Source organism: Pseudomonas sp. XWY-1 (genome assembly GCF_002953115.1).
Lineage (GTDB): Bacteria > Pseudomonadota > Gammaproteobacteria > Pseudomonadales > Pseudomonadaceae > Aquipseudomonas > Aquipseudomonas alloputida.
The window spans coordinates 4,291,143-4,316,571 of record NZ_CP026332.1; the positions used below are offsets into that span (position 1 = coordinate 4,291,143).

Annotated in this window: 18 protein-coding genes and 5 tRNA genes; 13 read left to right on the forward strand and 10 right to left on the reverse strand. The window is 61.6% G+C overall.

The annotated features are described in order from the left end of the window. Positions 1-378 precede the first annotated feature (378 nt). From PRJ_RS19960 to PRJ_RS20000, 8 genes are all read left to right on the forward strand, one after another. Positions 379-2,826, forward strand: a complete 2,448-nt coding sequence (locus tag PRJ_RS19960; protein ID WP_104962288.1) for an acyl-CoA dehydrogenase — start codon at positions 379-381, stop codon at positions 2,824-2,826. Between the two features lie 79 nt (positions 2,827-2,905). Continuing rightward, complete coding sequence (locus PRJ_RS19965; protein WP_064491463.1) at positions 2,906-3,316, forward strand: PA2817 family protein; 411 nt, start codon at positions 2,906-2,908, stop codon at positions 3,314-3,316. Between the two features lie 188 nt (positions 3,317-3,504). Continuing rightward, the gene (locus PRJ_RS19970; protein WP_064491462.1) at positions 3,505-4,050 is read left to right on the forward strand and encodes a fimbrial protein; all 546 of its coding nucleotides are present in this window, start codon (positions 3,505-3,507) and stop codon (positions 4,048-4,050) included. Positions 4,051-4,111: 61 nt separating this feature from the next. Continuing rightward, positions 4,112-4,849 (forward strand): molecular chaperone, encoded by a 738-nt coding sequence (locus tag PRJ_RS19975; protein ID WP_064491461.1) that lies wholly within the window; start codon positions 4,112-4,114, stop codon positions 4,847-4,849. 27 nt (positions 4,850-4,876) lie between these two features. Further along, positions 4,877-7,375, forward strand: a complete 2,499-nt coding sequence (locus tag PRJ_RS19980; protein WP_064491460.1) for a fimbria/pilus outer membrane usher protein — start codon at positions 4,877-4,879, stop codon at positions 7,373-7,375. 67 nt (positions 7,376-7,442) lie between these two features. Further along, a complete protein-coding gene (locus PRJ_RS19990; protein ID WP_256597862.1) occupies positions 7,443-9,779 on the forward strand; it encodes a hypothetical protein in 2,337 nt (778 codons plus the stop codon). A gap of 177 nt (positions 9,780-9,956) precedes the next feature. Then, positions 9,957-12,131, forward strand: coding sequence for an autotransporter outer membrane beta-barrel domain-containing protein (locus PRJ_RS19995; RefSeq protein WP_104962289.1), 2,175 nt, complete (start codon positions 9,957-9,959; stop codon positions 12,129-12,131). A gap of 81 nt (positions 12,132-12,212) precedes the next feature. Beyond that, positions 12,213-13,679 carry a hypothetical protein gene (locus PRJ_RS20000; RefSeq protein WP_104962290.1) on the forward strand — a complete coding sequence of 489 codons (1,467 nt, stop codon included), beginning with the start codon at positions 12,213-12,215 and terminating at the stop codon, positions 13,677-13,679. Positions 13,680-13,909: 230 nt separating this feature from the next. On the opposite strand, the gene PRJ_RS20005 is transcribed toward PRJ_RS20000, so the two are convergent. The 5 genes from PRJ_RS20005 to PRJ_RS20025 all read right to left on the reverse strand — a co-directional run bounded on the left by PRJ_RS20005 (position 13,910) and on the right by PRJ_RS20025 (position 14,471). Continuing rightward, a tRNA-Gly gene (locus PRJ_RS20005) sits at positions 13,910-13,985 on the reverse strand. Between the two features lie 85 nt (positions 13,986-14,070). Next, positions 14,071-14,146, reverse strand: a tRNA-Gly gene (locus PRJ_RS20010). 3 nt (positions 14,147-14,149) lie between these two features. Next, a tRNA-Glu gene (locus PRJ_RS20015) sits at positions 14,150-14,225 on the reverse strand. A 92-nt stretch (positions 14,226-14,317) separates the two neighbouring features. After that, a tRNA-Gly gene (locus PRJ_RS20020) sits at positions 14,318-14,393 on the reverse strand. Positions 14,394-14,395: 2 nt separating this feature from the next. Beyond that, positions 14,396-14,471: transfer RNA gene (locus tag PRJ_RS20025), tRNA-Glu, on the reverse strand. Between the two features lie 333 nt (positions 14,472-14,804). Between PRJ_RS20025 and PRJ_RS20035 the strand changes: the two genes are divergently transcribed. Beyond that, positions 14,805-15,572 carry a hypothetical protein gene (locus tag PRJ_RS20035; RefSeq protein WP_020193184.1) on the forward strand — a complete coding sequence of 256 codons (768 nt, stop codon included), beginning with the start codon at positions 14,805-14,807 and terminating at the stop codon, positions 15,570-15,572. Between the two features lie 507 nt (positions 15,573-16,079). Here PRJ_RS20035 and PRJ_RS20040 read toward each other — a convergent pair. Further along, the gene (locus PRJ_RS20040) at positions 16,080-16,562 is read right to left on the reverse strand and encodes a GAF domain-containing protein (RefSeq protein ID WP_104962291.1); all 483 of its coding nucleotides are present in this window, start codon (positions 16,560-16,562) and stop codon (positions 16,080-16,082) included. Continuing rightward, positions 16,563-17,450: an ATP-binding protein gene (locus PRJ_RS20045; protein ID WP_020191217.1), complete on the reverse strand. Its 888-nt coding sequence runs from the start codon at positions 17,448-17,450 to the stop codon at positions 16,563-16,565. 200 nt (positions 17,451-17,650) lie between these two features. Here PRJ_RS20045 and PRJ_RS20050 point away from each other — a divergent pair, with 200 nt between their 5' ends. Further along, positions 17,651-20,008, forward strand: a complete 2,358-nt coding sequence (locus PRJ_RS20050; protein ID WP_104962292.1) for an ATP-binding protein — start codon at positions 17,651-17,653, stop codon at positions 20,006-20,008. Here PRJ_RS20050 and PRJ_RS20055 read toward each other — a convergent pair. Both PRJ_RS20055 and msrB read right to left on the reverse strand, forming a co-directional pair. Continuing rightward, entirely contained in the window at positions 19,998-20,486 is a 489-nt protein-coding gene (locus PRJ_RS20055) for a glutathione peroxidase (protein ID WP_104962293.1), read from the reverse strand. The genes PRJ_RS20050 and PRJ_RS20055 overlap by 11 nt on opposite strands. A 13-nt stretch (positions 20,487-20,499) precedes the next feature. After that, positions 20,500-20,895 carry a peptide-methionine (R)-S-oxide reductase MsrB gene (msrB, locus tag PRJ_RS20060; protein ID WP_003247101.1) on the reverse strand — a complete coding sequence of 132 codons (396 nt, stop codon included), beginning with the start codon at positions 20,893-20,895 and terminating at the stop codon, positions 20,500-20,502. Between the two features lie 167 nt (positions 20,896-21,062). On the opposite strand from msrB, the gene PRJ_RS20065 reads away from it, so the two are divergent. Both PRJ_RS20065 and htpX read left to right on the forward strand, forming a co-directional pair. Then, complete coding sequence (locus PRJ_RS20065; protein ID WP_003247100.1) at positions 21,063-22,274, forward strand: pyridoxal phosphate-dependent aminotransferase; 1,212 nt, start codon at positions 21,063-21,065, stop codon at positions 22,272-22,274. Positions 22,275-22,782: 508 nt separating this feature from the next. After that, complete coding sequence (gene htpX / locus PRJ_RS20080) at positions 22,783-23,670, forward strand: protease HtpX (RefSeq protein WP_010952899.1); 888 nt, start codon at positions 22,783-22,785, stop codon at positions 23,668-23,670. Between the two features lie 178 nt (positions 23,671-23,848). Here the strand turns inward: htpX and PRJ_RS20090 are convergent, their stop codons facing one another. Continuing rightward, positions 23,849-24,499: a thiopurine S-methyltransferase gene (locus PRJ_RS20090; protein ID WP_104962295.1), complete on the reverse strand. Its 651-nt coding sequence runs from the start codon at positions 24,497-24,499 to the stop codon at positions 23,849-23,851. Positions 24,500-24,600: 101 nt separating this feature from the next. On the opposite strand from PRJ_RS20090, the gene PRJ_RS20095 reads away from it, so the two are divergent. Beyond that, positions 24,601-25,368 carry a class III extradiol ring-cleavage dioxygenase gene (locus PRJ_RS20095; protein WP_104962296.1) on the forward strand — a complete coding sequence of 256 codons (768 nt, stop codon included), beginning with the start codon at positions 24,601-24,603 and terminating at the stop codon, positions 25,366-25,368. Positions 25,369-25,429: the final 61 nt, after the last annotated feature.

A 25,429-nucleotide genomic window follows, 5' to 3' on the forward strand; every position in this document is an offset into this window, starting at 1 on the left:
GCACAGTCTACTCCAGACCTTCGCCGCCTGTACGGGCCTCTTCGCGGGCAAGCCGCCCCTACATCGCTCTGTAATGTTGCCACATACCGTCGTAGGAGCGGGTTCACCCGCGAAAGGGCCGGACCTGCCAGCCAATATCCCAGATCATTCACCGTCGCAGCACCATCGCATTCGCGGGCAAGCCCGCTCCCACATCGATCGGGGGGCTCGCCACACCGTCGTAGGAGCGGGTTCACCCGCGAAGAGGCCGGTACAAGCGAACAAATGAACTGAAACTCCCCCCGCCACACCCTGTCACTGTTCTGAACATGCCGTTCACAGCATTGCGTCTAAGCTGTCTGGAATGGCTCAAGCCCTTGGTTCCAAGGAGGACCGATTATGTTGCTGTTGTGGTTGGTGGTGCTGGTGATCGGCGCGGCGTACCTCACGCACCGGCGCCTGGCGCCCTTGCAGATTCTCGGCATCGTGGCGGCCTATGTGCTGTTGATGGGCATTTTCAGCAGTGCCCCCGGCTGGCTGCTGGCGCTGATCTGGGTGGTGCTGGCCCTGAAGATCGCCCTGGTTGCGCTCCCGCAGTGGCGACGCAAAGTCTTTACCGCCCCGGTATTCCGCTGGTTCCAGCGCACTCTGCCACCCATGTCGCAGACCGAGCGCGAAGCCATCGACGCCGGCACCGTGTGGTGGGACGGCGAACTGTTCAGTGGCCGCCCCGACTGGCGGACTTTGCTGGCCTACCCGGCACCAAAGCTGACTGAAGAAGAGCAAGCCTTCATCGATGGCCCTACCGAAGCGCTGTGCGCCATGGTCAGCGACTGGCAGATCGGCCAGGACCTGGACCTGCCGCCCGAAGCCTGGGCACATATCAAGCAGCATGGCTTTTTCGCCCTGATCATCCCCAAGGAATACGGCGGCAAGGGCTTCTCCGCCTACGCCCACTCCCAGGTGGCGATGAAGCTGGCCACCCGCAGCGGCGACCTGGCCTCCACGGTAATGGTGCCCAACTCCCTGGGCCCGGCCGAACTGCTGCTGCACTACGGCACTGACGAACAACGCAATCACTACCTGCCGCGCCTGGCCCAAGGCGAGGAAATCCCCTGCTTCGCTCTCACCGGCCCACTGGCCGGCTCCGACGCTGGCGCCATGCCCGACACCGGCATCATCTGCAAAGGCCAGTGGCAAGGCGAAGAAGTGATCGGCCTGCGCCTGAACTGGGAAAAGCGCTACATCACCCTCGGTCCAGTCGCCACCCTGCTGGGCCTGGCATTCAAGGCCTACGACCCGGACCACCTGCTGGGCGATGAGGAAGCACTGGGCATCAGCCTGGCACTGATCCCCACCGATACCCCCGGGGTGGAAATCGGTAAACGCCACCTGCCACTGGGCGCCGCGTTCATGAATGGCCCCAACAGCGGCAAGGACGTGTTCGTCCCGCTGGATTTCCTCATTGGCGGCCAAGCCATGCTCGGCAAAGGCTGGATGATGCTGATGAACTGCCTGTCGGTAGGTCGCTCCATCTCACTGCCTGCCGTGGGTACAGGGGCTGCCAAGTACACCAGCCTGGTGACCGGCCAGTACGCCAATATCCGCGAGCAGTTCAACGTGCCACTGGCTGCCTTCGAAGGCATCCAGGAATCGCTGGCACGCATTGGCGGCAACGCCTGGCTGATGGACAGTGCCCGCCTGCTGACCGCCAAGGCCGTGGACCTGGGCGAGAAACCCTCGGTGCTGTCGGCGATCCTCAAGTACCACCTCACCGAGCGTGGCCGAGAATGTATCCAGCACGCCATGGACGTGCACGGTGGCAAGGGCATCATCATGGGCCCGAACAACTACCTGGGCCGCAACTGGCAAGGGGCGCCGATCTTCATCACGGTCGAAGGCGCCAACATCCTTTCGCGCAACCTGATGATCTTCGGCCAGGGCGCCATACGCTGCCATCCGTTCGTGCTCAAGGAAATGGCGTTGGCCGGGCGTGAGGACCACGATCAGGCACTCCAGGAATTCGATGACCTGCTGATGAAACACATCCTGTTCGCCGCCGGCAATGCGGCCAGCACTTTGGTGTTCAACCTGGGGCTGGGGCTTTTCGAGAAAGTACCGGGGGACACGCTGAGCCAAGGCTACTTCCGGGCCCTCAACCGCCAGGCCGCCGCCTTTGCCCTGCTGGCCGACCTGTCGATGATGCTGCTGGGCGGGGCGCTCAAGCGCCGGGAGCGCCTGAGTGCGCGGCTGGGCGATGTACTCAGCTACCTGTACCTGTCCAGTGCCGCACTCAAGCGCTACCACGATCTCGGTTCGCCCGAGCACATGCAGCCCCTGCTGCGCTGGGCCATGGAAGAAAGCCTGGGCCAGGCGGAGCACGCCCTGGACCGGTTGCTCGACAACTTCCCCAACCGCTTCGTCGGCTGCGCGCTACGGGTGCTGGTGTTCCCCTTCGGCCGCCGTCACACCGGGCCGAGCGATGAACTGGACGCCGAGGTGGCAGCGCTGATCGGGCGCAGCAAAGGCGACCCTGCGCTGGAAGAGCTGCTTGCCGGTTGCTTCAGGCCGCAAGCCGACGGCGACCCGGTGGCAGCCCTGCAACGGGCCTGCGACCTGCTGGAGGCGTCGACGCCGCTACACAACGCGCTGCATCAGGCAATCAAGGAAGGCAAGGTACGACCGGCGCCCGGGCAGTCGGTGATCGATGCGGCAGTCGACAGTGGTGTACTTCAGCCTGATCAGGCGCAACGCCTGCATGCAGCCGAGCAAGCGCGCCGTGCGGTGATCGACGTGGATGCCTTCGACAAGGCACAGCTGCTGCCGGAGCAAGGCAAGATACGCTGAAACAGGGGCCGTTTTGCGGCCCCTTCCCCAACCGGCGTATACTCCGCGCCCCGTTTCAACCACCTCGAGGACCACCCCAATGGCTAACCCCCACCTGGAATATCACCTGCAACTGCTGAACCACCTGCGCACCATATTGGTGGCCCTGGGTGAAGCCGAGCAGGTGCCGGAGGAAAGCCACGCCCTGTTCCTCGAACGCTTCGACGAACTGCTGACCCTGCTGCCGCAAAACCCACTGGAAAGCCAATACCTGGGCCAGGACCTGATATGCCAGGTGATTCAGCGCTACCCGCAAATCGCCCACTTGGTGCCACGGGACCTGCTGTGGTTCTTCGGCGGCGACTGCCTGCACTACATGCCCGATGAAGAACTGTCCGTTTACCAGCAACTGGAGGAGCGCCGCTACGAGGCAGAGCAGAATGACGAACCCTTCGACTGGCATGCTGAAAAACAGCTATTGAGCCCAACCGGCCCAGCCTCCCGTCACTGATCTTTCCATGCACCCGGCGCTCTAGCCGGGTGCTTGTCGACATTTCAACACGCTGGTCGCACTCCGCCCTACATCCGCTTCGCCCCCCCGCCCGTACGCTGTCGCTCGTTTCAAGGATGCCCTGGCAACCCTGAGACGCTGCGTGCCTTTCACGCAGCCAGCCAACCTATCAACGTACGGATTGAACCATGAACAAGATCTTCATGACGCTAGCCTTGGGCCTGGCAAGTACCACGGCTTTTGCCGATGAAAGGGGCCAAATCCTTTTCAAAGGGCATATCAACGGCGGCGGTACTTGCCCGATCGAGATTGTCATACCGGGCTCGGGCGCAATTGGCGCCGTTGAGCTTGGAAACTACGCGGTCAAATACTTCGACACCAACACCGTCACCCCCGACATCCCATTCGCGTTACGCGTTGATGCAGATGTAGGCAGCTGCAATATTCCAAATCCTTACAAAAGCCAAGTCACATTCAACTCTCACCACGGCGATGCAGGCCCGGGAAATGCTCACTATGCCATTCGCAGCGGCGGTGGATTAGCGCAGGGCCTGGCGTTGACCATCAAGGATGATACGTTCACAAATATCGCTCCGCGAACGCCATCCAAGGACTACGACATTGCATCCACAGGCGTAACGGACCTCAAGTTCTACGCTTCGTACTTGAAGACCGGCACAGTGACCGATGGTGATGCCAACGCAGATGTGAACTTCAGTATCACGCTGCCTTGATGCCCTGCCAGGTGCCTTCGCGCACCTGGATCCCACTGTCACTCAAAATCGGTCATTTTCCATGCTCCCCGTCACCCGCACTTCGACGATGCTGGGCGGTTGCCTGCTGCTTCTGGCCAGCTTGCTGAACAGCGCCCAGGCCGCCCTTACCATCAGCAGCACGCGCATCATCTACGAAAGCAGTCAGCGCAGCGCTTCGGTGGTAGTTGCCAACCCCAGCCAACGCCCCTTCGCCGCCCAGACCTGGGTCAATACCCAGGCCGATGACACCACCACGGCCGTACCGCTCATGACCGCCCCGGCCTTGTTCAGGCTGGCTGCAGGCAAGGACCAGTCGGTTCAGATCAGCGGCCTGCCAAACGACCTGCCCCAGGACCGCGAATCGTTGTTCTTTTTCAACCTGCAAGAAATTCCCCAGGCCATCGACGGTAAACAGAACACCCTGAACATTGCCCTGCGCACGCGGATTAAATTGTTCTACCGCCCGACGCAGGTTCAAGGTAATCCGGTGCACAGGCTCAAGGAGCTACGCCTGGTCAGAACCCTGCGCGACGGCCGCCCACACCTGACTTTGCACAACCCCACGCCCTATCACTACACCTTCAACCGGCTGGACCTGGTCAAGGGCAAGCAACAGGAAGCCCTGCCGGGTGTAGACATGGTGCCCCCCATGTCCGAGCTCAGCTACCTGCTGCCACCCAGTCTGGAAGGCCCTGGCTTGCAGGCCATCGTAGCGGTGATCAATGACTACGGCGGCATCAGCAAACCGCTGACGCTTCCGGTGCACGACACCCCCTGACCTCCGGCTACTCCTGAAGGAACCACAATGATCCTGCAACCCCACGGGTGCAGGCGTATTCGCCTGCGCCACGTTTGCCCAATGGTTCTCTGCCTGGCGTCCGGCAAGGTGCTGGCAACACCCACACCACCGGTAGGCGCCGAGTTCGAGGCAAGCTTTCTGTACCTGTCCCCTGGGCAGCCCAGGACGAACGCCGCTCAGGCCCTGCACGCGCTGTCCGAACAGCAAGAGTTGCCGCCCGGGCGCTATCCCGTGCAAGTGCTGGTCAACCTGAGCCCCGCCGGCGTGCATGAACTTGTGTTCGAGCCGCCAGCTGGGGATGGGCAATTGCAGCCGTGCCTGCCCCCCGGCCTGATGGCCGAACTGGGGCTGCGACTGGATGCCATTTCTGACCCCACCACACTTGAAAACGCCTGCCTCGACCTGCCCAGGCTGGTGCCGGGCGCACGCGTCGACTTCGATGCCAGCCTATTGCAACTGGCTATTTCCATACCGCAAATCGCACTGCAGCGCGATATGGCAGGCCAGGTAGACCCGGCGCGCTGGGAAGATGGCATACCGGCCGCCTTCGTCAGTTACCAGGCGGCCACGCAGCAAAGCCAAAGCCGCGGACGCGGCAGCCAGAACAGCCAGGATTTGTTCCTGAACAGCGGCATCAACCTTGCCGGCTGGCGTTTGCGCAGCAACCAGTCCTGGCGCCGCGACGAGCAGGGCCGGCAAACCTGGGACCGTTCCTACACCTACGCCCAGCACGACCTGCCAGGCAGTTGGGGCAACATCACGCTGGGCGAAACCTTCACCAGCAGCGACATATTCCGCAGCGTGCCAGTCACCGGCGTGCGGCTTGCCTCCGATTTCGACATGCTGCCTGACGCGGTGCGCAGTTATGCCCCCACCCTGCGCGGCGTGGCGCAATCGCGCGCCAAACTCGAAGTGTGGCAGAACGGCTACCCGATCTACTCAACGTATGTCAGCCCTGGCCCGTACGCTATCGACGACCTGAACGTGGGCGCCACGGGCGAGCTGGAGGTGGTACTGACCGAAGCCGATGGCCAGGTGCGGCGGTTCATCCAGCCCTATGCCAGCATTACCAACCTGCTTCGTCCCGGGGTCTGGCGCTACAGCACCACGCTGGGCCGCTACAACCCGGCCCAAAGCCATGATGACCCGCTGCTGTGGCAAGGAACAATGGCATTGGGCATGGTCTGGAATGCCACCCTGTATGGCGGCTTGATGGCCAGCCAAGGCTACACCGCCGGCGCCATCGGCATCGCCCGGGACCTGGGGGCAATCGGGGCGCTTTCCTTCGATATCACCCATGCACGCAGCGATATCGCCCCCATGGAACATCGTTCCCTGCAAGGCATGAGCTATGGTGCCAGATACAGCAAAGCCTTCAACAACGGCACACACTTGCGCTTTGCCGGGTACCGCTATTCCACCCAAGGCTATCGAGACTTCGACGAGTGGGTCAGCCAGCGCAGCAGCGACCGATTGTTCCTGGGCAGCCGGCGTAGCCGAATAGAGGGCTCGATCAACCAGCGTGTGGGCGAGCGCAGCACACTCAGCCTTACGCTTTCGCAGCAGGATTACTGGCAACGCAGCGATAGCCAGCGTCAGTTCCAGCTCAATTTCAACACCTCGCACAACGGCGTCAGCTACAACCTCTACGGGTCGCAATCACTGACGCAAAACAGTTCGGGCAGTGACCGTCAGTTCGGCCTGAGCATATCGCTGCCGCTGGAGTTCGGCCGCAGCAGCAGTTTAAGCCTCGACTTGCAAAACTCTGCCCACGGTACTTCACAGCGGGCAGCGTTGAACGGCCAAGTGGACCGCGTAAGCTACAATGCCACAGTCGCATCCAGCGAACAGCGGCAACAAAGCGCCGGCCTGTCCGTGGCCTACCAGGCACCTCAGGCAACCCTCGGCGCCGGCCTGTCAGTATCGGATGACTACAGCAGCCTGTCGCTGAACATGAGTGGCGCGGCATTGCTGCACGCTGATGGTTTGGAATTCGGGCCCTACCTGGGCGAAACCATTGGTCTGTTGCATGTCCCCGATACCGCTGACGTGGGGTTACAGAGCCACGGCGCCGTGCGCACCAACACCAAAGGCTATGCCCTGGTTCCCCATTTGCGTCCCTACCGGCTGAACCAGCTCGTGCTCGACACCGACCGGCTGAACCCGGAGGTCGAGATCAGCAATGGCATCGCCAATGCCATACCTCGCCGCGGCGCAGTCATCAAAACCCAGTTCCAGGCCCGTCGCGCCAACCGTGTGGTGCTGACCCTTGCCACCAAAGACCAGCAGCCTTTGCCCTTTGGCAGCCAGCTCCACGACGCCAATGAAAACGTGTTGGGCATGGTCGGCCCGGCAGGCCGCGTGATGGTGTCTGTTGCCGACGGCCTGCAGCGCCTCGAAGCCCGCTGGGGCGAAGCGTCCGAAAACCGCTGCAGCTTCGCGCTGGACCCGCAGACCATTGCTCAACAGCAAGGCTATCGCGTGCTATCGCTGACATGTGAATGACTTCACCCGCGCCCTTCTCGCCATGCAACTCGTGCCCAGAACGGCCGCTCAACACCAGGAACCGCGAATGAAACGCCTCATGCCTTGGGCGCTGCCCATAGCGCTGCTCAGCAGCTATCAAGCCCACGCCGCCGACCGCTGCAATTGGAACACTGGCAGCCAGCCAATGACCATAACCCGCATACTCAGCGGCGTGATGCATGTCCCTGCGAACGCCGAGCCAGGCAGCGCCATCGGCACACCCAACCTGTCCTCGTATACCCAGTCCATGCCACGATCGGAACTGCTCTGCTTCAACGATGGCGACGTACTCTGGCGTTTCGACATGAACGCCAGGGATGTATTTCCCGACCCGCTCCCCCCCGTTGAAGGTGAGCCCTCCGATGGCTATATCCTGAAAACCAACATCGACGGGGTCGGCGCGCGCATCCGGCTACGTGCACCTTTCAACGGCGCAGTCCCCACTTTCTTCATGCCAGAGGGTGGCCCACACAACCCTTTCATCCCGATGCGGTCGACCATGCAGGCCAACAACCAGCTTGGGGGCTTCAAGCTCAGCGGTATCACGAGCGAGGTCACCCTGGTCAAAACGGGGGATATTGCCCCCGGCCAGCATACGGTCGACACCGAATTGTTCACCGGGCATTTCGATGCCACAGGCTTGGGCCTGGTACTGCGCTATCGGTTACAGGCCCAGGTGTTGCAAACCCAATGCGCCCTCATCGGCGACCCGATATTCCCTACGACGCTGCAGATACCCAAAGCTGATTACCCCCATGACGGCAAGCGCCAACTGCGCTATAGAATCGACAGGTACAATACGCCTACGCCAGAATACTCTCCCGCAATCGATCTGATATTCGATAAAACACCGCCGTGGGATGCTGTTGAACCTGAAGCAGCGGCACTCAATGGAAACGTGGTGACAGACGCTTTTTTCGGCACCAACCCAACCGGCCTGACAGTAACATTACCGCCTTATACTGACCAGGACGCAAAGGATACTTACGCACTTTATTACTCTGACACCGTTCCGGTTGAGGGGCAAATACCACCCGCCATTGGTTATGGCCCACTACCAGCGAACCGGGAACTACTAATAACCAAGGCCGACATAGAAAGGCTGAGTGACGGTCACTTCTACATTGTTTATATCCTGTTGGATAAAGCCACCAACCGCAGCCGCATCTCCAAGATCGCGGAGGTTTATGTAAACCTTGGGTCGTTACCCACCGCGCTGCAAGCGCCAGTAGTACCCCTCGCCCAAGGTGATGGCCTGATCGACCTGGCCGATGCGCAGGCAGGCGTCACGGTTGAAGTCGACTATACCAACTACCGGAGAAGCGACATTGTCGAGGTCACCTGGGGCACGTCCAAGCCCTTCACCGAAGAAATTGGCTCGCGTGAGCCGCCGCTTTCCATCAGTGTCCCCCACGATCGCCTGCGTGAAGCCTATGGTGCCGCAGATACCGAACTAGAGACCGACGTCAGTTATCGTGTACTGCGCCATGGCGTTCCCTATGGCCCGGAAAGCACCACGCTGAAGGTTGATTTCTCTGTCGCAGGCCCCGACCGCCCCGACCCCGACCCCACTTGGCCAGACCCCATCAACAGCAAACTAGACGCCCCTGCGGTCTGGGGCAAGAACTCTCAACAGGAAAACGTGCTGGATCGGAGTGATTCCGGCGAGGAGGCCACGTTCAAGGTCAAACGTCATGACGATGCCAAAGATACTGACATCATGGACTTCTATTGGGCCGGCACGCTGGTCACCGAGGCCACGTACTCTGTCGATTTAAGCGACCCTGCAGATATCGAGCGACCGCTTCCCTGGACCTACATACTTAATGCCAGCAATAACCCCACGCTACCGGTGCACTACACCATCCGCAAAGCGACCGGGGCAGGTAACGAGCAAAACTCGCCTACTGCTGTGGTCAATGCCAATGCCGTTGTCATCGAGCCGGACGCTCCCGAGTTTCAACGTCTGTACAATAATAGATTCCTCAACTGTGAATCCCTTTGGGAAGACCCCCTGAACCCAACTGGCGACCCTGCGTTCAAGGTGTTCGTGCCACCACTGAACCAGTACCTGCCCAATGGCGGTGAGGTAACCCTGACATGGACTGGATGGGGTGGCTACACCGGGGATAATGAGATTCCGGCAGCCAGACTGACCGAGGCCCGCACAATCAGCGCAGCAGAAGCGGCCGCGGGCTTTTATTGGGAAGTCAAACCCTACAGTCCCCACATCCTCAGTATCTATGACCCCACTGGTCATGGCGCGGATGGTCGCGGCCGCGTCCAGTACAGCTTCCAGCACGGGGGAGAAACCGTCACATCGAAAACAGCCGAAGCTGTGGTCAGCCTGGGCACAGGATCAGGCACCTGTGCGATTCCATGAACGGGGCGCCCATGGACGGGCTGGCAAGGTAGCCCGCGCTCATAGATAGGAAAAGCCGCGAGCTTAATCAGGCTTTTCCTACAGGAAATGTCCGCTAAATCCATAGACTTCGGCACCAATGGCCAGCCTGCAACAGGCGCTGGCCGGTTCCGACTTGGACAAGACACAGGTATTCGCATGTCAGCATTCTCCCCCTTGCCCCTACGCCAGGTTCTGCGCGCAGCCACATTCGCCCCTGCGCTCCTGCTCAGCCCGGACAGCTGGGCCCAGACACTGATCAAGAATGACACAACGATCGATGGCAGCGCAGCACTTGACAACTACACGGTAATGGATGGCGCCACCCTCACGGCCAACGGCGCCATTACCCGTGACATCAGGGTGCAGGAGGGCTCAAGGCTGGTGCTCAATGGTAGCCAGGTAAACGCCACTGGCAACGCCGCAGGCCTGCGCATCAGCGCGGCCGGAGCCACTATCAGCAACAGCCGCGTGACATCTGCCTTCCAGGGCCTGTCCATAGGCAGCGGCGCACGGGTTGACGCGCTTGACAGCACCATCAGCGGCGGCGCGGTGGGCGCGGTCATCAACAATAGCCTGCTGACGCTGTCAGGCAGCCAAGTCACTGGCACCAACACCAACAGTGCCGGGATCAACCTGTTCGATGGCAACCTGCAGGCCACTGCAGGCAGCCGCATCGTCGGCGACCAGGATGGCCTCCGCGTGCGTGGCGACAGCGGCCAGCCCGCCGGAACCAGCACAGTGGTACTGGATGCCAGCCACGTAGAGGGCCTGAACGGTTCTGCAATTGCCGTCGCTACGGCGGGGAACGCACCGGCGAGTGCCAGGATCGAGGTATTGAACGGCTCCACCCTCAAGGCCGGTAATGGCACACTGGTGGAAGTCGGCGCCGTCGGCACCGCCGATATCCTGGTCAGCGCCAGCGCCCTGGAGGGCGATATCGTCGTCGCCGAAGGCGGCAGCGGCAAGCTGACCTTGGCCAACCAGGCAACCCTCAAAGGCCGCCTGGAAAACCTTGACCGGCTGGCCTTGAACAGCGGTGGCCAATGGACCATGACTGGCGACGCACAGCTCAAGGACCTGGCCCTGGACGGCGGTGCAGTGGCGTTTGGTGATGATGGCGAGTTCTACACCTTGCAGGTGGCCAACCTGGAAGGTAGCGGCACCCTCATCATGAACGCCGACTTTGCCGACGGCAAAAGCGACCTGCTCGAGGTGACGGGTACCGCCACCGGCAACCATGAGATCCGCGTGACCAGCACAGGCAAAGACCCGCTGGCCGACACCGAACTGCATCTGGTGCATACCGCCGCAGGCGATGCGAGCTTCTCGCTGGCGGGCGGTCCGGTTGACCTGGGCACCTTCGCCTATGGCCTGACCCAGCGCGGCAATGACTGGTACCTGGACGCCTCGATGCGCTCGCTCAGCAATGGCACCAAGACCATCCTGGCACTGGCCAATACCGCCCCTACCGTCTGGTATGGCGAACTTACCACCTTGCGCAGCCGCATGGGTGAGGTACGCCGTAACGACGGCGCAGCGGGTGGCTGGATGCGCAGCTATGGCAACCAGTTCAACGCTTCTACCTCCGGCTTCGGCTACAAGCAGCAGCAACAAGGGCTGTCGTTCGGTGCCGACGGTCGCCTGCCAATCGGCGATGGCAACTGGCTGGTCGGGGTCACAGCGGGCTACAGCAACTCAGACCTCAACTTGCAGGGCGGCAGCTCGGGCAAGGTCGACAGCTACCACATGGGGGCCTACACCACTTGGCTCGACTCGCAAAACGGCTACTACTTCGATGGCGTTGTAAAAGTCAACCGCTACCAGAACCGGGCCGATGTGCAGTTGAGTGATGGCAGCAAGACCAAAGGCGACTACAGCAATCACGGCATCGGGGTGTCACTGGAGGCCGGTCGGCATATCAAGCTGGAGGATGGTTACTTCATCGAGCCTTATGCCCAACTGGCAGCCATGACCATCGAAGGTCAGTCGTATCACCTGTCCAATGGCTTGCAGGCCAGCGGTGAAGACACCCGCTCGCTGCAGGGCAAGCTGGGTACAACTGCCGGGCGCACCTTCGACTACGGCCAGGGCCGCATGATTCAGCCTTATGTACGGGTTGCCGCAGCTCACGAGTTCGTCAACAACAACCGCGTGAAGGTGAACGGCAACAGCCTCGACAATGACCTGGCGGGCTCGCGCGCCGAACTGGGCGCCGGTGTAGTGGCAGCCTGGGACCAGCAATGGCAGGTACATGCGGAGTTCGACTATGCCAACGGCGAGCAGCTCGAACAGCCTTGGGGGGTGAGCGTGGGCGTCCGTTACAACTGGTGATTGCAGCACCCTGCGGCGCCGTCCGGCGCACGCAGGGCACAAATCAGCACTCAATGCTTGTCCTTGACAGGAGACCAAGCCATGCCATTGATTACCCTGATCCGTTCACTCTGGTCCTCGCTCAAGGGGCGGACCACTCAGGCAGACCCACTCGATCCACCCGAGATCGCGGCGCTGCTACCAGACCTTGAGGGTGGCGAAACCCACTTGCTGCGCTTCAGCGCAACCCATCAGCCGCTTGAGGTCAGGTTCAAGATGTGGAAGAACTCCGATCCCGCAATGGGTGAGGAAACGCTGACGCTGTACTGGGACGATACAGCAGTCGCTCAAAAGTCATGGACAGCGCCGGTGCCCGAGGACGACCTGTTCCTCCATGTATCGCAACACCTGTTGCTCAGCGAGGGGAGACATACCCTGTTTCATGATGTAAAGCTCTACAACGGCAACCATTCGTCTTCACTACCCTTTCACATCACCATCGACCGAACGCCCCCTCAACTTCCGACGGACAACATGCTGGTGTTCGACCCTGAGGTGGTCCAAAACGGTGTCACCGACGCCTATCTGGTGGAGCACAATGAAGAACTGGAGGCCACTGTGCCCCTTTATTCAGGTATCCGTGCGGGTGATGTGCTGACCTGGTATTGGTCCACGTCCCCCTCCGGCATGCACCAGGCAGGGAGCAGGTCCGTAACACAGGGAGACATCAACAAACCGCTGAAGGTGATCATTCCAGGCAAGCACATCCGTGATATGGCTGACGGCCTACGCTATGCGCGGTACACGGTTCAGGATTATGTGGGCACGCCAGAACTACAGTCGCAAATTGTGCTGCTGGACGCCAAACCCACTCCGTTACCCGTGAACTTCTCCACACCCTACCTAGAGGAAACGGGCAGTACGGGCAGCAGCAGCACGCTGGACCCGCTTCGGGCCTCGAATGGCGCAACCGTCATCATCAAAGCAGGTAACCCCTTCGAGCCCACTGACAGCGTGAGGGTACACTGGGCAAACCCGGGGGAACACGGCGCCTATGACGCCCCCGTCGAGGTGGCTACCGGCAACATCGCCTGCCCCATCCCCAGAACCAACGTTGCGGCCCGTATGGGCAGTAGCCTTGCGCTGTATTACACGGTAACCCGTCGCGGCACAACTCATACATCCGGGCTTCACACGCTGACGGTACGAGCCCCCAACAATCTGCCCGCGCCTCAGTGTGAGGCGATCCAGAGTGGTGAGCTGAGCCTGAGTGGGATGGGAGACCAAGCCACCTTTACCCTCAACATCTGGCCACTCAGGGATACCAGTCAGTTCGTCAGGCTGCACATCACCGGCAAGCGTAACGATGGAGGCGACGCTCCTGTCGTGGTCACAGACGCGACCCCGGTAACGTCGGCAACAGGGATCATGACGGTAGGTTCGGTAACCCCGGCAGCGCTGGGCGTGTTCACGGTCTCTCTTCAGATCGACATCCTGTGCTATTTCAGCGTGGACAACAAACTCACCTGGATCCCGTTCCCTCACGTACCCGTGAAACTGGTGGATTGACAAAACCACTCCCTTGGCTGCTCAAGGAAACCGGCTTCGACAAGGAACCACGCCCTCATAGCCCCCGCAGGCTTTGCACTGTTCGTCTGTGCGAAGGGCGCCTAGCAGTGGCACTTTGAATTTCAAGGCTGATGATGGATTCAGGCAAACTGCGCTGAAACGAAAAAAGACGCCGAAGCGTCTTTTTTCGAGGACTTACAGAATCTTATGCGACTCTGTAGATCTTGATTTGGAGCGGGAAACGAGACTCGAACTCGCGACCCCGACCTTGGCAAGGTCGTGCTCTACCAACTGAGCTATTCCCGCAATTTGAAGCTTTACCACGTTCGGCGTGAAGCGCCTTTACAGCCTTCACCACCACTGCACCGCATAGACGCCACAGTATTTAAACTGGAGCGGGAAACGAGACTCGAACTCGCGACCCCGACCTTGGCAAGGTCGTGCTCTACCAACTGAGCTATTCCCGCATTTGGCGTCCCCTAGGGGACTCGAACCCCTGTTACCGCCGTGAAAGGGCGGTGTCCTAGGCCACTAGACGAAGGGGACACACAACACTTTTCAGTGCACCAGAACATGAACCTCACGATTCAGCCTGGATTTTCTTTTCCTGCCCCGCCGTTACGCAGTGCCGGAGAAACTGGAGCGGGAAACGAGACTCGAACTCGCGACCCCGACCTTGGCAAGGTCGTGCTCTACCAACTGAGCTATTCCCGCATTGGCGTCCCCTAGGGGACTCGAACCCCTGTTACCGCCGTGAAAGGGCGGTGTCCTAGGCCACTAGACGAAGGGGACACGCTGCTGGCATTACTGCCTGCTTTCACTCCCTGCCGCGTTTCGCTGTGTGCTTTACGCTGCAAGTGGCGCGCATTCTATGGATGGTTCGGGAAGGCGTCAACCCCTTTGTAGAAATTTATTTAAATCAATGACTTCCGGGTACACCCAGCGCTGTTTTGGCAAGCCTGCTGGGGTTTGGCGTTGATTTTCTGGCGTCAAGTCAGCATTAATGTGCCAGCATCCAGTCATGGCACAGTTTGCCGATAGAAAAAGAGAATGGCTGTCAGGGCCTCTCGCGAGCACGCTCGCTCCTACACTCAATCATGCAAACCTATTCATGAGGCATTAACGGTGACACCACTTCTGATCACCCTGCTCATCGTGGCGGGCATCGCGTTGCTGATCGTGATCGGCTACCTCAACAATGTGGTCGAGAATGGCAAGCTTGAGCGCGCCCGGATGAAGATCGAGCTCGCCGACCGCCTGCGCCGCTGTGGCGAGATCACCGAGACGTTCCCCGGCCAGTTCATGACCCCGGCCCTCAAGTTGCTGCTGACCCGCCTGGAGCTGAACCTCAACCAGCGCCTGCTGGCGGTGGACAAGCGCAATGCCGAATTCAAGGCGCGCATCGCCGAACTGGAAGGGCTGATTGCCCTGGGTGACAAGATCCCGGTCAACAACCCACCTAACCCGATCCACACCGAGATCAAGGCCAAGGACGTACGCTTCTTGCTGGAGGCGCTGCACAACCAGGTGACCCGCGCTGCCCATGAGGGCTTCTTGCCCGCCGTCGAGGCCAAGCATTGGGTCAAGGAAATCCGCCATATCCTGGTGCTGCTGCATATAGAGTTCTTCAACAACCTCGGCCAACAGGCCCTGCAAAAAGGCCAACCCGGCCAGGCGCGCCTGGCCTTCGAGCGCGGCGTGCAGTATTTGCGCAAGCAGCCGGAGCCGAAGGTGTATGAAGAGCAGCTGACGTATCTTGAGAAACTGTTGGCCCGGGCCAATGCCCAGGTGCTGGACCGCATGGCACCGGCGGAGGACGAGCACAACGAATTGACCGATGGGCTCAAGACCGATGAGGAAGAAACCTGGAAGAAGAAGGTGATCTACGATTGATTGGTTAACCTGTACCGGCCTCTTCGCGGGTAAACCCGCTCCTACACGGCGGGGTACCCACATCGGGTGTTGGGCGCAGGCCGATGTAGGAGCGGGTTTACCCGCGAAAGGGCCGGGCCCGCTGACAAATATCCCTGGTCATTCACCGTTGCCGCCGCCCCCCGTATTCGCGGGTAAACCCGCTCCTACACGGCCGGTGTACCCACATGGGTGTTGGGCGCAGGCCGTTGTAGGAGCGGGTTTACCCGCGAAAGGGCCGGGCCTGCTGACAAATATCCCTGGTCATTCACCGTTGCCGCCGCCACCGTATTCGCGGGTAAACCCGCTCCTACACGGCCGGTGTACCCACATCGGGTGTTGGGCGCAGGCCGTTGTAGGAGCGGGTTTACCCGCGAAAGGGCCGGGCCTGCTGACAAATATCCCTGGTCATTCACCGTTGCCGCCGCCCCCCGTATTCGCGGGTAAACCCGCTCCTACAAGCGAAGAGGCCGGCACAGGCAACATCGATCAGCAGTCAGTCAACATCAGAAAGATCGCTGCCAAACGCTCCAGCCCCACTTGGTCCGCCTCGCTGAACCGCCCGACCGTCGGGCTGTCCAGGTCCAGCACGCCAATCAACCTGCCGTCCTTCACCAACGGGATCACCAGCTCACTGTTGGAGGCACTGTCACAGGCAATGTGGCCCGGGAATGCATGAACATCCTCGACCCGCTGGGTCTGCCGCGTTGCCGCCGCAGCCCCGCACACACCTTTACTGAACGGAATACGCACACACGCCACCTGGCCCTGGAACGGGCCCAGCACCAGCTCTTCGTTGCGGTTGAGGTAGAACCCCGCCCAGTTCAGGTCGTCCACCTGGTTATACAGAAACGCGGAAAACTGCGCGGCGTTGGCGATGAAGTCACGCTCGTCGGCGAACAGCGCCTGCACTTGCGCCGCCAGCAGGTTATAGCCGTCGAGGCCGGCGCCACTGGCATTGAGGTCGATCATTTACTTTTGCTCCAGCAATTGCAGCCCGACCCAGTAGCGGGCGAACTGATAGGCACAACGGCCATTACGGTTGCCGCGGCCGGTGGCCCAGCGCACGGCGAGGATGTCGAGTTCTTCGGTACGCTGCCACACAAGGCCCGCAGGTTGTGCCAACTGGCCAATCCAGTGCTCCACAACGTTCAGGAAATGGTCCTGGGTGAACGGGTAGAACGACAGCCACAGGCCAAAACGGTCAGACAGGGCAATCTTGTCCTCCACGGCTTCGCTGGGGTGCAGCTCGCCGTCCACACGCTTCCAGTTCTCGTTGTCGCTTTCCTTCTCGGGCACCAGGTGGCGGCGGTTGGAGGTGGCGTACAGCAGCACATTGTCCGGGGCCTGCTCCAGCGAGCCGTCGAGCACGCTCTTGAGCACCCGGTAGTCGCCCTCCCCGGCTTCGAACGACAGATCGTCGCAGAACAGGATGAAGCGTTGCGGCAGCTTCTGCAGCTGCTCGACCACCCGTGGCAGGTCGGCCAGGTGGTCACGTTCGATTTCGATCAGGCGCAGGCCGGCGCTGGCGTGCTCGGCCAGCAGGGCACGTACCAGCGACGACTTGCCGGTACCACGCGAGCCCCACAGCAACGCGTGGTTGGCTGGCAGGCCGTTGATGAACTGGTGGGTGTTGCGGCCCAGCTGGTCGCGCTGTTTGTCGACGCCGATCAGGTCGGTCAGGCGGATGTCCAGGCTGACGTCCAGCGGCAGCAGGTAGCCGCTGCGGCCATCACGCTGCCAGCGCGCGGCCAGTGTGGTGCCCCAGTCGATGTGCGGGCGTTGTGCCGGCAACAGGGGTTCAAGGCGCGCCAGTACCGATTCGGCGCGGTCCAGAAAAGCGATCAAGCGAGCGTCCATGACGACTCCTAACAATTTCAGTTTTTTGGGGGCCGCTGCGCGCCCCTTCGCGGGCTTGCCCGCTCCCACAGGGCTTGCAGCCTGGGGCTAAGCTGTACCTGTGGGAGCGGGCAAGCCCGCGAAGGGGCGCCAAGCGACCCCCGCTTGGCGATCAACTGAAATGAACAGACAGACCCACCAGCAGCCGGGGCTATTCGGCTATGCTTGCGCAGCGCAAGGAACGGGAAACCGGCTCGGGACTCATGGATATCAAGTTCACCAATCGCCTGTCATACAAGCAAGCCCGGTTGACAGTCCTGGTCGGCTTCATCCTGGGAACATTGCTCAGTCTCATCCAGATCGGCATCGATTATGCCAGCGAAGACGCGTCCATCAACCGTGAAGTGAACGCGTTGCTGCAAATCAGCCACAACCCGGCCTCGCGTATCGCCTACAACATCGACTCGGAACTGGCGCTGGAGCTGACCCGCGGCCTGCTGCAGTCGCCAGCCGTCATCCGCGCACGGCTGATCGACAACAACGAAACGGTACTGGCCGATGTCGAGCGGCCCAGGCTGCAGGACCGCTACCGGCCACTCAGCGACTTCCTGTTCGGCGAGCAACGCCAGTTCAAGGAGCGCCTGTACCTGACCCACATGCCGGAGCAATACCTGGGCACCCTGCACCTGGACATCGACACCTTCGCCTTCGGCAGCCGCTTTCTCGACCGTGCCGGCATCACCCTGCTCAATGGTTTTGCCCGCAGCCTGGTGCTCACCGGCCTCCTGCTGGCGCTGTTCTACATGATGCTGACCAAGCCGCTGGTGACGGTGATTGGCGCACTCAGCGGCAGCGATCCGCGCAAACCCCGGCAAACGCGCCTGGAATGCCCACACGGACACGAGCATGACGAAATCGGCGTGCTGGTGAAGGTCGCCAACCAGCAGTTCGTCAGCATGGCCACCGAGATCGAACAGCGGCGCACCGCGGAAAACCGCCTGACCCAGTACCTGAACGAGCTGGAAGACATCGTGTCGGCGCGCACCAACGAGCTCAAGGCCAGCAACAGCAGCCTGAGCCTGTCCAACCAGGAGCTGGAACAAGCCCGCAGCCGAGCGCTGGACATGGCCCAGGCACGCGCCGCCTTCCTGGCCAACATGAGCCACGAAATCCGCACCCCGCTCAACGGCATGCTCGGCATGATCGCCCTGGCGCTGGACAACCCGCTGCCCAGCGAGCAACGCCAGCAACTGGCTATCGCCCATGACTCGGGCAAGGTGCTGGTAGAGCTGCTGAACGATATTCTCGACTTGTCCAAGTTCGATGCCGGCCAGCTTGAGCTGGAACGCATTGCGTTCGACATGGGCTCGATGGTGGAAGACACCGCCAACCTGCTGTCGCAGAACACCGCGCAAAGCGTGGAGCTGACCTGCCTGATCGCCAGCGACTTCCCCAGCAGCGTGCTCGGCGACCCCACGCGTGTGCGGCAGATCGTCAGCAACCTGCTGTCCAACGCGCTGAAGTTCACCCGCTTCGGCCGCGTCGACGTGCGCTTGGCGGCCATTGTCGGTGGTGTGCGTCTGGAGGTACGGGATACCGGCATCGGCATCCCCGAAGACGCCCAGGCGCGCATCTTCCAGCCTTTCACCCAGGCCGGCGCCGGCATCACCCGCCAGTACGGTGGCACCGGCCTGGGCCTGGCGCTGACGCGCAACCTGTGCAAGGCCATGCAAGGCCACCTGCACATTCGCTCCGAGCCGGGCTTTGGCAGCTGTTTTACCGCCGAGTTGCCGCTGACCGTTCACACCGAAGCCATCCCGCCAGTGCCCTTGCATGGCCGCGTGGCCGCACTGAGCGCAGCCGGCAGCGGGCTCAATGAACTGTTGCAGCACTTGTTGCCCGCCTGGGGCCTGACCTACCAGCGCCATGACAGTTGCGCCACGCTGGATGCGGCAGTGATCGACCTGTTGATCACCGACGACGTCGAGCACCTGTTCGCACTGCGCCCAGCATTGAAAACCCCGATTCTGCTGGTGACTGCCTACGGCAACTTCCTGCCCAACGAGCAGTCCCTGGCCTTGGCCCCGCTGCACCAGTTGGCCCGACCATTGGCACGCAACGCCCTGTACCAGACCCTGCGCCGCACCTTGCAAGGCCATGAACCCGAACACCCGCTGGCCATCCCGGCCATTACCCAGGAACAAGGCCGTGCGAGGATTCTGCTGGTAGAGGACAACCCGGTGAACCAGCTGGTGGCCAAGGGCATGCTGGCCAAGCTCGGCTGCCAGGTGCAACTGGCCACCCAGGGGGCGGAGGCCCTTGAGCTGCTGGCGCGTGAGGAATTCGACCTGGTGCTGATGGACTGCAACATGCCGGTGATGGACGGCTACGAGGCCAGCCGGCATATCCGCCAAAGCGGCCGCTGGCCCGAGTTGCCCATCGTCGCCCTCACCGCCAACGCCATGCCCGAAGAGCGCGAACGCTGCCGGGCGGCGGGCATGAACGACTACCTGGCCAAGCCATTCCGCCGCGAAGAGCTACTGGCCCTGGTCGACCATTGGGTGCCCTTCAGCGGCTGAGCAAACGCTCGATGTCCGCCTCCAGGGCCTGTGGCTTGGTGGTGGGGGCATAGCGCTTGACCTGGCCACTGGCCGGGTCGACCAGAAACTTGGTGAAGTTCCACTTGATCTTCTGGCTACCCAAAATACCCGGCGCGCGCTGCTTGAGTTCGACGAACAGAGGGTGAGCGCCCGGGCCGTTGACCTCGACCTTGCGAAACAGCGGAAAACTCACGCCGAAATTACGCTCGCAGAACTGCGCAATTTCCCGCGCATCGCCAGGTTCCTGCTTGCCGAACTGGTTGCACGGAAAGCCCAGTACCACCAGGCCACGGTCGCAGTAGGCCTGCCACAGTTGCTCCAGGCCCTTGTACTGCGGGGTAAAACCGCACTGGCTGGCGGTATTGACCACCAACAGCACCTTGCCCGGGAAGTCGCCGAGCGTCTTGTGCTCGCCGCCCAGGGTCACGCAGGGAATGTTCAGCATCGTTGCAGCCATGGTCGGGCTCCGGTCAGTCGCGCGGACGAAGGTCGATGCACACCGAGTTGATGCAGTAGCGCAGGCCGGTCGGTGGCGGGCCGTCAGGGAACACATGCCCCAGGTGCGCGTCGCAACGGGCGCAGGTGACCTCGGTACGGATCATGCCGTGGGATGTGTCGCGGATCTCGATCATCGCGCTGTCCTCGATCGGCGCGTAAAAACTTGGCCAACCACAGCCAGCGTCGAACTTGGTCTGCGCATCGAACAGCGCCAGGCCGCAGCAAATGCAATGGTAGATGCCATCGCGGCGCTCGCTGTTGTACTTGCCGCTGAATGGCCGTTCGGTGCCCTTGAGGCGGCATACCTGGTACTGCTCGGGGTCGAGCATCGACCGCCATTCGTCCAGGGTTTTTTCAATCTTTTTCATGTAGGGACCTCGGCAGGCTGAATTTCACCCCGCACCGTCTTTTCCGGGGCGCGGGTGGCACGTATATTAGTTGGCTTCGTGTGCCAGGCGTTCAGTCTGGCACCCGCTTCCTGCCCTTTCAAACCTTTCGGCGGGGCGTAGCGCGTTTTCTCAATCGGGATCCCATCATGCAGTTCAGCAAATCGAACAAGCTCGCCAATGTCTGCTACGACATTCGCGGCCCAGTGCTCAAGCACGCCAAACGCCTGGAGGAGGAAGGCCACCGCATCCTCAAGCTGAACATCGGCAACCCGGCGCCGTTTGGCTTCGAGGCGCCTGATGAAATCCTTCAGGATGTGATCCGCAACCTGCCAACCGCACAGGGCTACAGCGACTCCAAAGGCCTGTTCAGCGCACGCAAGGCCGTGATGCAGTACTGCCAGCAGAAAGAAATCGAAGGCGTCACCATCGAGGACATCTACCTGGGTAATGGTGTGTCCGAGCTGATCGTCATGTCGATGCAGGCGCTGCTCAACAACGGCGACGAAGTGCTGATCCCGGCCCCCGACTACCCACTGTGGACAGCCGCCGTGAGCCTGGCCGGCGGCAAGCCGGTGCACTACCTGTGCGACGAGCAGGCCGACTGGTTCCCTGACCTTGAGGACATCAAGGCCAAGATCACCCCGAACACCAAGGCGCTGGTGATCATCAACCCGAACAACCCAACCGGCGCCGTCTACTCCAAAGAGCTGCTGCTGGGCATGCTGGAGCTGGCGCGCCAGCACAACCTGGTGGTGTTTTCCGACGAGATCTACGACAAGATCCTGTACGACGAAGCCGTGCACATCAGCACCGCCTCGCTGGCCCCCGACCTGCTGTGCCTGACCTTCAACGGCTTGTCCAAGTCGTACCGGGTGGCGGGCTTCCGCTCTGGCTGGCTGATCATCTCCGGGCCCAAACACCACGCACACAGCTACATCGAAGGCATCGACATGCTGGCCAACATGCGCCTGTGCGCCAACGTGCCGGCCCAGCATGCCATCCAGACCGCGTTGGGCGGCTACCAGAGCATCAACGACCTAGTGCTGCCACCGGGGCGCCTGCTGGAGCAGCGCAACCGCACCTACGAACTGCTCAACGATATCCCCGGGGTCAGCTGCGTGAAGCCGATGGGGGCGCTGTATGCGTTCCCGCGGATCGACCCGAAGGTTTGCCCTATCCTAAACGACGAGAAGTTCGCCCTTGACCTGCTGCTGTCGGAGAAACTGCTGATCGTACAAGGGACGGCGTTCAACTGGCCGTGGCCGGACCACTTCCGCGTGGTGACCTTGCCGCGGGTGGATGACCTGGAAGCGGCAATTGGCCGGATCGGCAATTTCCTGAAGGGTTATTCGCAGTAGGGTTCGACGGGGGGCGCCGGGGGCTACGAGAGGTTCGACGCGGGGTTGGTGGTGGGGCGCAGATCGAGCGCCGCCCGCGCGGCGCTTCGCGGGTAAACCCGCTCCTACGTTTGTTTCGGGCCAATTATGCCTGTGGGATTTGCGCGCGAACGCCCTGGCGCATGGCTCGATATCGCGTCGTACAAACAAGGCGATCGCGCGCGCCTGGCACAGGATGGACTGGCCCGAAACAAACGTAGGAGCGGGTTTACCCGCGAAGCGCCGCGCGGGCGGCGCTCGATCTCACAGGCGCCACACCACTTGCGGCAAACACCCAGCGGCCTTGACGCAGCCCCCAAGCCGAATGTTTCTTACATCCTGCAACGCTCTATCCCACAGCCCCCACGCCATCCTCTGCCATACTCCGCCGTACACAGTTTGAAATAGTCCCCCGATTGAATCGGCGCGGCAGGCCCCTTATATACCCCGCAGTAAGCGACAACTCATCCGTCAGGAGAACGTAACAACCATGATGCGCATTCTGTTGTTTGTAGCCACCAACCTCGCGGTGGTGCTGGTTGCAAGCATTACCCTGAGCCTGTTCGGTTTCAACGGGTTCATGGCCGCCAACGGGGTCGACCTGAACCTCAGCAGCCTGCTGGTGTTCTGCGCCGTGTTCGGCTTTGCCGGCTCCCTCGTCTCGCTGTTCATCTCCAAGTGGATGGCGAAGATGACCACTGGCACCCAGATCATCAGCCAGCCGCGCACCCGCCACGAGCAGTGGCTGCTGCAAACGGTCGAAGAGCTGTCCCGCGAAGCGGGCATCAAAATGCCTGAGGTGGGTATCTTCCCGGCTTACGAGGCCAACGCCTTCGCCACCGGCTGGAACCGCAACGACGCGCTGGTCGCAGTGTCCCAGGGCTTGCTGGAGCGTTTCTCGCCCGATGAAGTGCGCGCGGTACTGGCCCACGAAATCGGCCACGTTGCCAACGGCGACATGGTCACCCTGGCGCTGGTGCAGGGCGTGGTGAACACCTTCGTGATGTTCTTTGCACGCATCATCGGCAACTTTGTCGACAAGGTCATCTTCAAGAACGAAGAGGGCCAAGGCATTGCCTACTATGTGGCGACCATCGTTGCCGAGCTGATCCTTGGCATCCTGGCCAGCATGATCGTGATGTGGTTCTCGCGCCGCCGCGAATTCCGCGCCGACGAAGCCGGTGCGCAACTGGCCGGTACCGCGGCAATGATCGGCGCCCTGCAGCGCCTACGCGTGGAACAAGGCCTGCCAGTGCACATGCCCGACACCATGAAGGCCTTCGGCATCAATGGCGGCCTCAAGCACGGCCTGGCTGGGTTGCTGATGAGCCACCCACCGCTGGAAGACCGCATCGAGGCCCTGCGTCAGCGCGGCTGATCCACCTGATAAAAACAAAGGGCGACTTCGGTCGCCCTTTTTTATTCCCGGCCTTACGCAGCCTTCTGTGGGAGCGGGCGCGCCCGCGAACACCGGCAAAGCCGGTGCCATCTACCGCGTCGCCTGTTTCGCGGGCGCGCCCGCTCCCACATGGGCCGGGTCAGCCTGCCCTACCTGCTTACCGGCTGAGCCGGTACACCCGCTCCAACAAACTCGACGCCCCGGCCTGCACAAACTTCGGGCTGTCCTCAATCACCTCCACGGCCTCCAGCTGCTCCACCTGCCACCCCGCAAACCCCTGTCTCAGCTCTTCATCCCTGACCGAAAACGGCGGCCCGGCCAACAACGACTGGTCATACTCCAGCGTCACCACCAACCCACCGCAATTCGCCGGCAGCAACCCCGACAACAGCTGCATATACCGCGCACGCATCTGCACCGGCAGCGCAATCACCGCCGCCCGGTCATACAGCCCCACGCAGTCAGCCACATCCTCTGCCCGCAAGGCAAAGAAGTCGCCACACCACAGCTGCACATCTCCACTGCGCCAAACCTCGAATGCGCCCTGCTGCCGAACCTCGGCCTCAAGCCCGTGCTCACGGAAAAAATCCTCCACCGCCCGCCGCGACAGCTCCACACCCAATACGCGATGGCCCTGCCCTGCCAGCCAGGCCAAGTCCAGGCTCTTGCCGCACAACGGCACCAGCACACGGCTGCCGGGCGCCAACTGCAACTGTGGCCAATACGTCTGCAGATAGGGGTTCACCTGCGCCTGGTGAAAGCCGATCTGGTTGTCGGCCCACCGCTGCTGCCAGAACGCTGGTTCCATGATTACTCCCGATTTTTAGATGATTTGTCGGTAAAACTTGGTTTGGATTTCGATCTGTAGTTAATCGATGATGGTTGCATCTTAACCTTCAGGACCCCGCCATGCTGCCCAGCCTGTTCATTTCCCATGGTTCCCCCATGCTTGCCCTGCAACCCGGCGCCAGCGGGCCGGCACTGTCCGGGTTGGCCAACGCGCTGCCCCGGCCGAAAGCGATCGTGGTGGTGTCGGCACACTGGGAAAGCCGCGAGCTGCTGGTCACCGGCAGCGCACAGCCCGAAACCTGGCATGACTTCTACGGCTTCCCACCAGCCCTGTATGCGGTGCAGTACCCGGCGCCGGGCGAGCCCGGGCTTGCTGGCCAGGTCAGTGAGCGGTTGAAGGCTGCGGGGTTACCCGCGCGACTGGACATGCAACGCCCATTCGACCATGGCGCCTGGGTGCCGCTGTCGCTGATGTACCCGGATGCGCGCATTCCCGTGGTGCAGGTTTCACTGCCCAGCCACATGGGGCCGGCGCTGCAGCTGAAGGTGGGCCAGGCACTGGCGGGGTTGCGTACCGAGGATGTACTGCTGATAGGGTCGGGCAGCATTACCCACAACCTGGGTGAGTTGGACTGGCATGCAGGGCCGGATGTGATCGAGCCATGGGCGCTGGCGTTCAGGGATTGGGTGGTAGACCGGCTGCAGGAGGATGACCAGGCGGCGTTGCTGGATTACCGGCAGCAGGCGCCGTTTGCGGTGCGCAACCATCCCAGTGATGAGCATTTGCTGCCGCTGTTCTTTGCCCTCGGGGCCGGGAGCAAGTTCGGCGTGGTGCATCAGGGGTTTACCCTGGGCGCGCTGGGGATGGACATCTATCGGTTCGACTGAAGGGCCTCTTCGCGGGCAAGCCCGCGAAAGGGCCGGTACTGGCAAAAAAAATCCCCGACCT

Bases quoted from the DNA above. Each gene is read 5' to 3' on its own strand.
- PRJ_RS20055 (WP_104962293.1), bottom strand. From the start codon at position 20,486: ATGGCTGCAACGATGCTGAACATTCCCTGCGTGACCCTGGGCGGCGAG.
- htpX (WP_010952899.1), top strand. From the start codon at position 22,783: ATGATGCGCATTCTGTTGTTTGTAGCCACCAACCTCGCGGTGGTGCTG.
- PRJ_RS19980 (WP_064491460.1), top strand. From the start codon at position 4,877: ATGATCCTGCAACCCCACGGGTGCAGGCGTATTCGCCTGCGCCACGTT.
- PRJ_RS19965 (WP_064491463.1), top strand. From the start codon at position 2,906: ATGGCTAACCCCCACCTGGAATATCACCTGCAACTGCTGAACCACCTG.
- PRJ_RS19990 (WP_256597862.1), top strand. From the start codon at position 7,443: ATGAAACGCCTCATGCCTTGGGCGCTGCCCATAGCGCTGCTCAGCAGC.
- PRJ_RS19970 (WP_064491462.1), top strand. From the start codon at position 3,505: ATGAACAAGATCTTCATGACGCTAGCCTTGGGCCTGGCAAGTACCACG.
- PRJ_RS20045 (WP_020191217.1), bottom strand. From the start codon at position 17,450: ATGGACGCTCGCTTGATCGCTTTTCTGGACCGCGCCGAATCGGTACTG.
- PRJ_RS20090 (WP_104962295.1), bottom strand. From the start codon at position 24,499: ATGGAACCAGCGTTCTGGCAGCAGCGGTGGGCCGACAACCAGATCGGC.
- PRJ_RS20095 (WP_104962296.1), top strand. From the start codon at position 24,601: ATGCTGCCCAGCCTGTTCATTTCCCATGGTTCCCCCATGCTTGCCCTG.
- PRJ_RS20065 (WP_003247100.1), top strand. From the start codon at position 21,063: ATGCAGTTCAGCAAATCGAACAAGCTCGCCAATGTCTGCTACGACATT.
- msrB (WP_003247101.1), bottom strand. From the start codon at position 20,895: ATGAAAAAGATTGAAAAAACCCTGGACGAATGGCGGTCGATGCTCGAC.
- PRJ_RS20050 (WP_104962292.1), top strand. From the start codon at position 17,651: ATGCTTGCGCAGCGCAAGGAACGGGAAACCGGCTCGGGACTCATGGAT.
- PRJ_RS20040 (WP_104962291.1), bottom strand. From the start codon at position 16,562: ATGATCGACCTCAATGCCAGTGGCGCCGGCCTCGACGGCTATAACCTG.
- PRJ_RS19960 (WP_104962288.1), top strand. From the start codon at position 379: ATGTTGCTGTTGTGGTTGGTGGTGCTGGTGATCGGCGCGGCGTACCTC.
- PRJ_RS20000 (WP_104962290.1), top strand. From the start codon at position 12,213: ATGCCATTGATTACCCTGATCCGTTCACTCTGGTCCTCGCTCAAGGGG.
- PRJ_RS19975 (WP_064491461.1), top strand. From the start codon at position 4,112: ATGCTCCCCGTCACCCGCACTTCGACGATGCTGGGCGGTTGCCTGCTG.
- PRJ_RS19995 (WP_104962289.1), top strand. From the start codon at position 9,957: ATGTCAGCATTCTCCCCCTTGCCCCTACGCCAGGTTCTGCGCGCAGCC.